The organism is Sulfurovum sp. bin170, assembly GCF_010892395.1.
In the GTDB taxonomy this organism is placed as follows: Bacteria; Campylobacterota; Campylobacteria; order Campylobacterales; family Sulfurovaceae; genus UBA1140.
This window is the reverse complement of the sequence record NZ_JAACKB010000344.1, coordinates 1-6,935: the sequence shown is the minus strand read 5'-3', so window position 1 is coordinate 6,935 and position 6,935 is coordinate 1. Positions and strand designations below refer to the sequence as shown.

Genomic DNA, 6,935 nt, shown 5'->3' with positions numbered 1-6,935 from the left:
TTTAACCTCTTGATAACAGGCACTCTCCCCCTCTTCACTCAATATACTAGGAGTAAGGTAGTTAACTCCCACACAGTTAGCGTAGATAAGAACCGTATCAATCCTCATAGAGGTAGAGTTTCTGACTCTAAATTGATGCTCTCCATACTCTGTAGAAGCTATTATCTCTTCTCCCTCTCCAAATCCTAAACTAGGATGTAGCGTAATTTGATTATCTCTTTTAAATTGAGTGTTTAGAGCATTTTTTGCTTTTGGAGTAACGAGCCAAAATTCTGTTATAGACTCATCTTTTTTAGCCCTCTTTCGAACCTTAGTCAACCGTTTACTACTCTCAAAATCATCATAAAAATCCTCTATAAACTCAAACTCATCATCCCCATCTCCAAAACCCTCCTTATAAGGGGTCTCTTGGTAGGCAGGTGAGAGATAGTAGCCATTCTCCTCTTCACACTGTTCTAACCATAAGTTTAGATACTCCTCTTCTCTATCTAAAGCATCAAGTCCAAGTTTTTGAAGTAGAGTATTGGTAAACTCATACTCTGATATACCATATTCTGTCTCTATCACTTTTCGCATTGGTGAGATGATATGATGAGCATAGCTAAGGCGAATATCCTCTTTTTCAAAAAAGTTTTTAGCAGGTATAACAATATCAGCCATAGCAGAGGTCTCATTCTCATAGAGTCCAAAATAGATAACAGTTTTGCTCTTTTTTAGCTCTTCTATAACTCGCCTTGAATCTGGCATAGAGGCTACAGGGTTTCCACCTTGGATAAGAACGGTATCAAAATCTCCAAAATTAGTAGTGGCTTTTTGAACCTTTTTCCCTCCTATCTCAAAAGGATTTTTAAATCCAAGTTTAGAGTTTCCCAAAAAAGCCACACCTGAGCCCTCTTTTCCAAAATGACCTAACACAGTAGCTAGTGAATCTATAGCTTGAAGTACAAAATTCCCTGTTGAGTATTTTTGAACTCCATTACCAACAAGAAAAACAACTCGTTTTTCTGTTAGATAATCCAGCAGTTCACCCATCTGATGCAGATCGATTCCAATATACTCTAAAACAGCTTTGACTCTAAAACCTCTGGTAAAATCATAAAAATCTTCATATTCAGGGGCAAACTCATCAAGATACTCTCTATTCTCATGGTCACCCATAAAAGCAAATCGTGCCAACATAATCGCCATATAAAAATCAGACCTTGGCATTATCTGCAAAAATAGGTCAGCTCTCTTGGCAATAGGTGTCTCAATGGGGTCGATAACAACAATCTTTTTCCCTTTGAGATAGGGGATAAGATGTGAAGAGGTAATAGAGAGATTTTTCCCCCATACTACCACCACATCAGCTTTGGCTATCTGCTTTGGTGGTAAGATACGATTGACTCCACGACCTTCCACTATACCTGCATCTCCTGCCCCATCACAGAGTGAGCCTTTGGTGGTTGTTCCTTCTACCCTATCAAATAGTAGATTTGTAATCTCCTGCATCACGCCAAAGTTTCCAGAGCCTCGCCACAGTAGTTTCTCTTTGGCTTCTAGTGCATCTTTTGTAGCATCCATTGCCTCATCCAAACTAATCTCTAAGCCATCTACTCTAGCTTTTGTGATTCGTGGCTCCTCATGTATATATCTATTAACTAGACTGCACAAAGCACCGTTACTGGTTGGATGAGCAGAATCTGCCACAACTTTTGGAAAATATTCAGGTTCACTAACTATTCCACACGCATCAGGACAATCTAGTCCACAGGCTGTTTTTATCATTATCTAAACTCCACTTTCAAGAGTTTTGAAAAACTCTCTTTTGGATTATCTATCACTATCTCTGTACGATAAGAGGAGATAAATTTCTCATCAGCCACTGACCAGACCTTAGATACCTTGTATTTAGTCGCTTTACCATCTATATAGATAGTTTTTGATTTAATATCTTTTAACTCATCTGCTTCCAAAAAGAGAACCAGTTTTGCTTTTGTCAAATCTTTTATCTGTGCCAGAGGAACACCCATATTGACAAAATCTCCACTGTTTACCAAAAGTTTATATAGAAACCTGTTTTTAAGCTTTATGCTCTTTTTACCAATACTATCTTTTAGTCGTTCTATATTATAAAGCAAATCAAGCTTCTGTTTTTTGAGTGAATCTATCTTCTCTTTAGTAGAAAAATATTGAGTTTTTGCAGAGATATAGGAGTAGAACGCCTTATCTTTTTGTGTTATAGATGCAGTTGTGATATTAGATATACGGTTATAATAGACCTCTTGTCGTTTTAGTGACTCTGATAGAGAGGAGAGATTATTCTGATTACTTTTTATCATACTTTTTATAAATTTTAGAGCTTCTCTATCTGATTTTAGTTTGATTTTATCTAGCTTATCATCCAGCTGTATAATGATGCTCTCTCTTACTACTTCTCCCTCTAACGCCAGTTTAGTGCTAACTACTTGTGCAGAGACAGCAGATTTTAGGGTGATATTCTCATATGGTTCAACCTTTGCATAGTGAACTTTTGCAAAGATTAGGATTGGGCTTAGGAGTAGAAATAGGTATCTCATTGTCTCTCTTTTTCTATGGATTATAACATGAGCAGTTTAATATAGGCTCATTAGTATGTTAGTTTAGGTTAAACAAATCTCGTTTGTGATAAAATACTGCTTCCAAAATTCTTGCTCATTTTTTGGATAGTCATTTTGGGAAGCGATGGCTTTAGCCTCGTATTATTCGGGACTAAAGTCTCCGATTCCAAATGAGTTTTGCAAGAAGTGTATCAAATTGACTATATTTAAATGGGCTATTAAACCAAAAGGAACAGAATGAACAACTATGAAACACTGTATGTACTTAAACCTACACTAACAGATGAAGAGACAGCTTCGAACATTGCAAAGATTGAAGAGATTCTTGTAAGAGAAGGTGCTGAGATTCTTGCTACTAATAGAATGGGGATGAGAAAACTTGCCTATCCTGTAGAGAAAAATGAGAGAGGTGTATATACTATTGTATATTTTAAAGCACCTGGTACTATCGTTAACGAGCTTGAGAGAAACTTGAAGTTCAATGAAGAGGTTATTAAGTATTTAACTGTAAGATATACTAAAGTAAAAGAGGTTATACAGTTTGAAAAGCTTATAGCTGCAGTGATAAAGAGAGAAGAGTCTGTAAAAACTGAAGCACCAGCACCAGCAGTAGCAGTAGCAGTAGCAACAGAGACAACAGAAGCGTAATAACTTAGGAGAAACCCCATGTATAACAAAGTAGTATTGGTAGGACACCTTACAAGAGATGTTGAGATTAGATATTCACAAAGTGGTTCAGCTATAGGTAATGTTGGAATAGCAACAAGCCGAAAGTTCAAAACTCAAACAGGTGAGCAGAAAGAGGAAGTTCTCTTTATCGACTTAACATTTTTTGGGCGTACAGCTGAGATAGCCAATCAATACCTTCGTAAGGGGAGCAAAGTTTTAGTAGATGGACGACTTGTATTTCAACAGTGGACAGCTCAAGATGGAACAAAGAGAAGTAAACATGCCGTAACTGTAGAGAATCTACAGATGTTAGATACAAAGGCAGATAGCCAAAACCCTAACAACAACAACGGATATGCAGCGCAACCAAGCCAAAATAGTTACGGTGGACAACAGCAGACTCAAAACTCTTATGACGCTAGTAACGGTGGATATAACGCACCTCAACAGCAACAGAGTTATGGTCAGCCACAGCCACAGCAACAACAGCAGGGGTATGGACAGCAACAGGCTTCTTCGCAACAGGCTTCTTCGCAACCAGCTTATCAAGCACCACAACAACAGAAACAAGCGTCTGTTCCAGAAATCGACATCGATGAAGATGAGATACCATTTTAGGAGACCAACATGGCAGAGAGAAGAAAATTTAAAAAGAGATATTGTAAGTATTGTGAATCAAAAGTTGATTATATCGACTACAAAGATTTGAACCTATTGAAGATTAGTCTTAGTGAGAGATTTAAGATTATGCCAAGAAGATTGACAGGAAACTGCAAAAGACACCAAGAGCTTGTAACTGTAGCTATCAAAAGAGCTAGACAGACTGCACTTATTCCATACATTGTTGATAGAAAGAATGTTGTGGAAAATCCATTTGAGCTTATCAGATAGATACACTTATTAGTAAATATCTTTCGTGGGCAGAAATGCCCACTCCATATAAATCATAATTAACAAAAATTTCAATATAATTCCGTTAGATAAATGGGGAGTTGTTTATGTCTATTCGTATAAATATTGAGAACATATTAAAAAGTCCAGAAGCCACCTTTTTAGAGATAATTACAAAATTAACAGAAAAAAATATTTCTGATTCTAAAAAAGAGCTTAAGCTTAAAAATAGTGAAATTGATACGGTTCTCTTTGATGCTATAACTTTAGTACTTAGTGACCTCAATAGTGAAGTGGGGTATATCAATAGACTTCTATATAGAATGTTTAAATTTGAAATCAAAAAAAATATAAGAAGAGAACAGTTGATTATCCTAGGAAGTCAGTTAAAAGCTCAACACTCTGTTCTAAAAAAAAATATCTATATAGTTGAGTCACAGATAGAGAGTATAAACTCTACTCTAAAAAATCTAAAACGCTTAAAGAAGGCATTTCAAGATAAAAATATGTTTATTTTCAATCAAGATATGTTGAAAAAAAGTCAATTTTATATTAATCAAATAGATATAAGAATATGGAAACTAGAAGAGTGTCAAGACTTTTTACGAGATAAATTGAGGCTTCTTAATACAAATAATAGAATGATTGGTAGACTTTTCAAGAGGATACCGCGTTATCATGAGTTGAGGGAGGAGAGCTATCTTTCTCTATCTATATAGACAAATAATAGCCGACACCCTTTTTATTTTGACACAAACTGTCAGGAAGTTTCTTTTGAAGCTTTCTAATGAATGATTTTACAGCATCTTGACTAGGTGCTTTGTCATAGTCCCACATATACTCATACATCATATCATAAGTTACAATACTATTTTCTGATAGAAGTTTAAAAAACTTCGTCTCTTTTTTGGTTAACTGTATAGTACTGTTATCTATTTTTAGACTACCACTAGCATAATCAAACTCAAGAGAGTTATTTATCACTATATGATTATTAAGATTGAAATATTCTAAAAACTTATCAAGTAGAGAGAGGACTTTTTTTGTCGTTAGTGGTTTAGTGACATATGTTACGATATTCAAATCTATAGAATCCAGAAGATAGTCTGTATTGGTATAAGCAGATACTATAACGATAGGCAGAGTTTTGTTATACTCTCTAATAGATTTACAAAGTGTAATACCATCTGTATTTGGCATATTTATATCTGTAATCATAATATCAATTTTGTTCTGATTTTCTAGATATATATCATAAGCCTCATCACCATCTGAGGCTACAAGTAATTTATCAAAAAAATTACTTAATATCTCTACAATATTTTTCTGTAGACTCAGGTCATCCTCTACATACAGAACTGTTTTATTTTTTAATAATTTGTATTTTTCTATCATCGTACCAACCTTATTGTAAATGTGGAGCTGTTATTTTTGCTTTTTACCTCTAGTTTACCATTGAAATGTTTCTCTATAATAACCTTGGAAACATATAGACCTAGTCCAAGATTTGTTGACTCTTTGGATGTTTTTGTTGAGAAGTGTGCATCAAATATCTTCTCCATACACTCCTCACTTATTCCTCCAGCTTCATCTGTAATCATAATGCTATACTCATCATCCTTGACATGGGTTTTAATCTCAATATAGGCTTCATTTTTAGAAAAATCTATAGCATTCTGTACGATATTAATAATAACTTGTATAAACTCATTTGGGTATAGAGATATTTTAATATCTTTGACAAACTCTTTTTTGATAATGATACTTTTTTTGTTGATTTGTCCCTCTAAAAAATTAAGAGCCTTATCAATAAGTGGCAGGATATACTCTAACTCTTTACTCTTTTTGGGTTTATAGAACTCTCTAAAGTCATCAATAGTCTCTGAGAGGAACTCTGTATGTCCTTCTATCTCCTCTAACCTTTTATCTATATAGTCTCTATCAAGCTTTTCACCCATCATCATCTTAAATCTCATATTGGAAGCTATTGAGGCTATTTTGCTGACAGGTTGTCTCCACTGGTGGGAAATCATGCTTAATAGTTCACCAGCTTGAGCTAGTCTTGATTGAGAGAACATCACTTTGTTATTATCTTTTATCTCTTTTTCGTAATCTTTGATGAGATTATTGATGATTTTAGAGAAGATTATCGAAAAAATTATAGAAATAATACTAAGGATAAAGAGTAGTTTGATATTCTCTTTTGATTCATCATCTAGCTTCTCTTCCCAGACTATTTTTTTCTGCTCTATAGAGTAGAGTATATCTTTTTCATTTTTACTAATAACAATATATAGGTCTGTTGTTTTGATATGATATACAATTCCAATTTTGTTAATAAAATCATCATCAATACAGTTTGTACCTTGATAGTTAATAATGTTCTTCTCTTTAGAAGCCTGTATTAGTTTAGATAAAATAGTTTTCTTATTATTAGTATGAACTAAATTTACCAATGTCTTTGTACAAGGATGTTTTATAACTATCCCATCTTCACGAAATATAAATATAAAACCACTATCATACTTTTTGATAGAGTCAATAAATTTCAAAATACTTTTTGTAGAGAGAGGTTTAGAGTGACCTAACTCTTGTTCATATATTATATCCATAAAAGACTCTATATATTTGGCTTTCTCTCTCAAAAAATTTTTGTGTTTGTTTTTAAGCTCATGTTCATATCTCTGTAATTCTCGTTTTGTATAGAGTTTATGTTTATATTTAAGCGCAACAGAGATAGAAATGCCATAAAATAGAATAATAATTAGAGGAAAAATAACCGTAATAATAAGAAGA

General features: G+C 34.0%; 8 protein-coding genes. 4 read left to right on the top strand and 4 right to left on the bottom strand.

All coding sequences use genetic code 11. The features are described from left to right. A partial coding sequence (locus tag GSY74_RS08215; protein WP_164664622.1) for a molybdopterin-dependent oxidoreductase occupies positions 1-1,767 on the bottom strand: 1,767 nt, incomplete at its 3' end. Continuing rightward, on the bottom strand, positions 1,767-2,558 hold the full coding sequence (locus GSY74_RS08210) for a hypothetical protein (protein WP_164664621.1): 792 nt from the start codon (positions 2,556-2,558) through the stop codon (positions 1,767-1,769). The genes GSY74_RS08210 and GSY74_RS08215, both read right to left, overlap by 1 nt. Positions 2,559-2,816: 258 nt before the next feature. On the opposite strand from GSY74_RS08210, the gene rpsF reads away from it, so the two are divergent. The 4 genes from rpsF (at position 2,817) to GSY74_RS08190 (ending at position 4,858) form a co-directional block, all read left to right on the top strand. Then, positions 2,817-3,227, top strand: a complete 411-nt coding sequence (gene rpsF / locus GSY74_RS08205; protein ID WP_164664620.1) for a 30S ribosomal protein S6 — start codon at positions 2,817-2,819, stop codon at positions 3,225-3,227. Positions 3,228-3,245: 18 nt separating this feature from the next. Next, entirely contained in the window at positions 3,246-3,866 is a 621-nt protein-coding gene (locus tag GSY74_RS08200) for a single-stranded DNA-binding protein (RefSeq protein WP_164664619.1), read from the top strand. Between the two features lie 9 nt (positions 3,867-3,875). Then, positions 3,876-4,139 carry a 30S ribosomal protein S18 gene (gene rpsR, locus GSY74_RS08195; RefSeq protein WP_164664618.1) on the top strand — a complete coding sequence of 88 codons (264 nt, stop codon included), beginning with the start codon at positions 3,876-3,878 and terminating at the stop codon, positions 4,137-4,139. 107 nt (positions 4,140-4,246) lie between these two features. Next, positions 4,247-4,858, top strand: a complete 612-nt coding sequence (locus GSY74_RS08190; protein ID WP_164664617.1) for a hypothetical protein — start codon at positions 4,247-4,249, stop codon at positions 4,856-4,858. Here GSY74_RS08190 and GSY74_RS08185 read toward each other — a convergent pair. Both GSY74_RS08185 and GSY74_RS08180 read right to left on the bottom strand, forming a co-directional pair. Next, positions 4,851-5,534, bottom strand: coding sequence for a response regulator transcription factor (locus GSY74_RS08185; RefSeq protein WP_164664616.1), 684 nt, complete (start codon positions 5,532-5,534; stop codon positions 4,851-4,853). The two genes, GSY74_RS08190 and GSY74_RS08185, sit on opposite strands and share 8 nt — an antisense overlap. Continuing rightward, positions 5,531-6,935, bottom strand: a 1,405-nt coding sequence (locus GSY74_RS08180) for an ATP-binding protein (RefSeq protein ID WP_223157511.1), incomplete at its 5' end; no start/stop codon positions are given. The genes GSY74_RS08180 and GSY74_RS08185, both read right to left, overlap by 4 nt.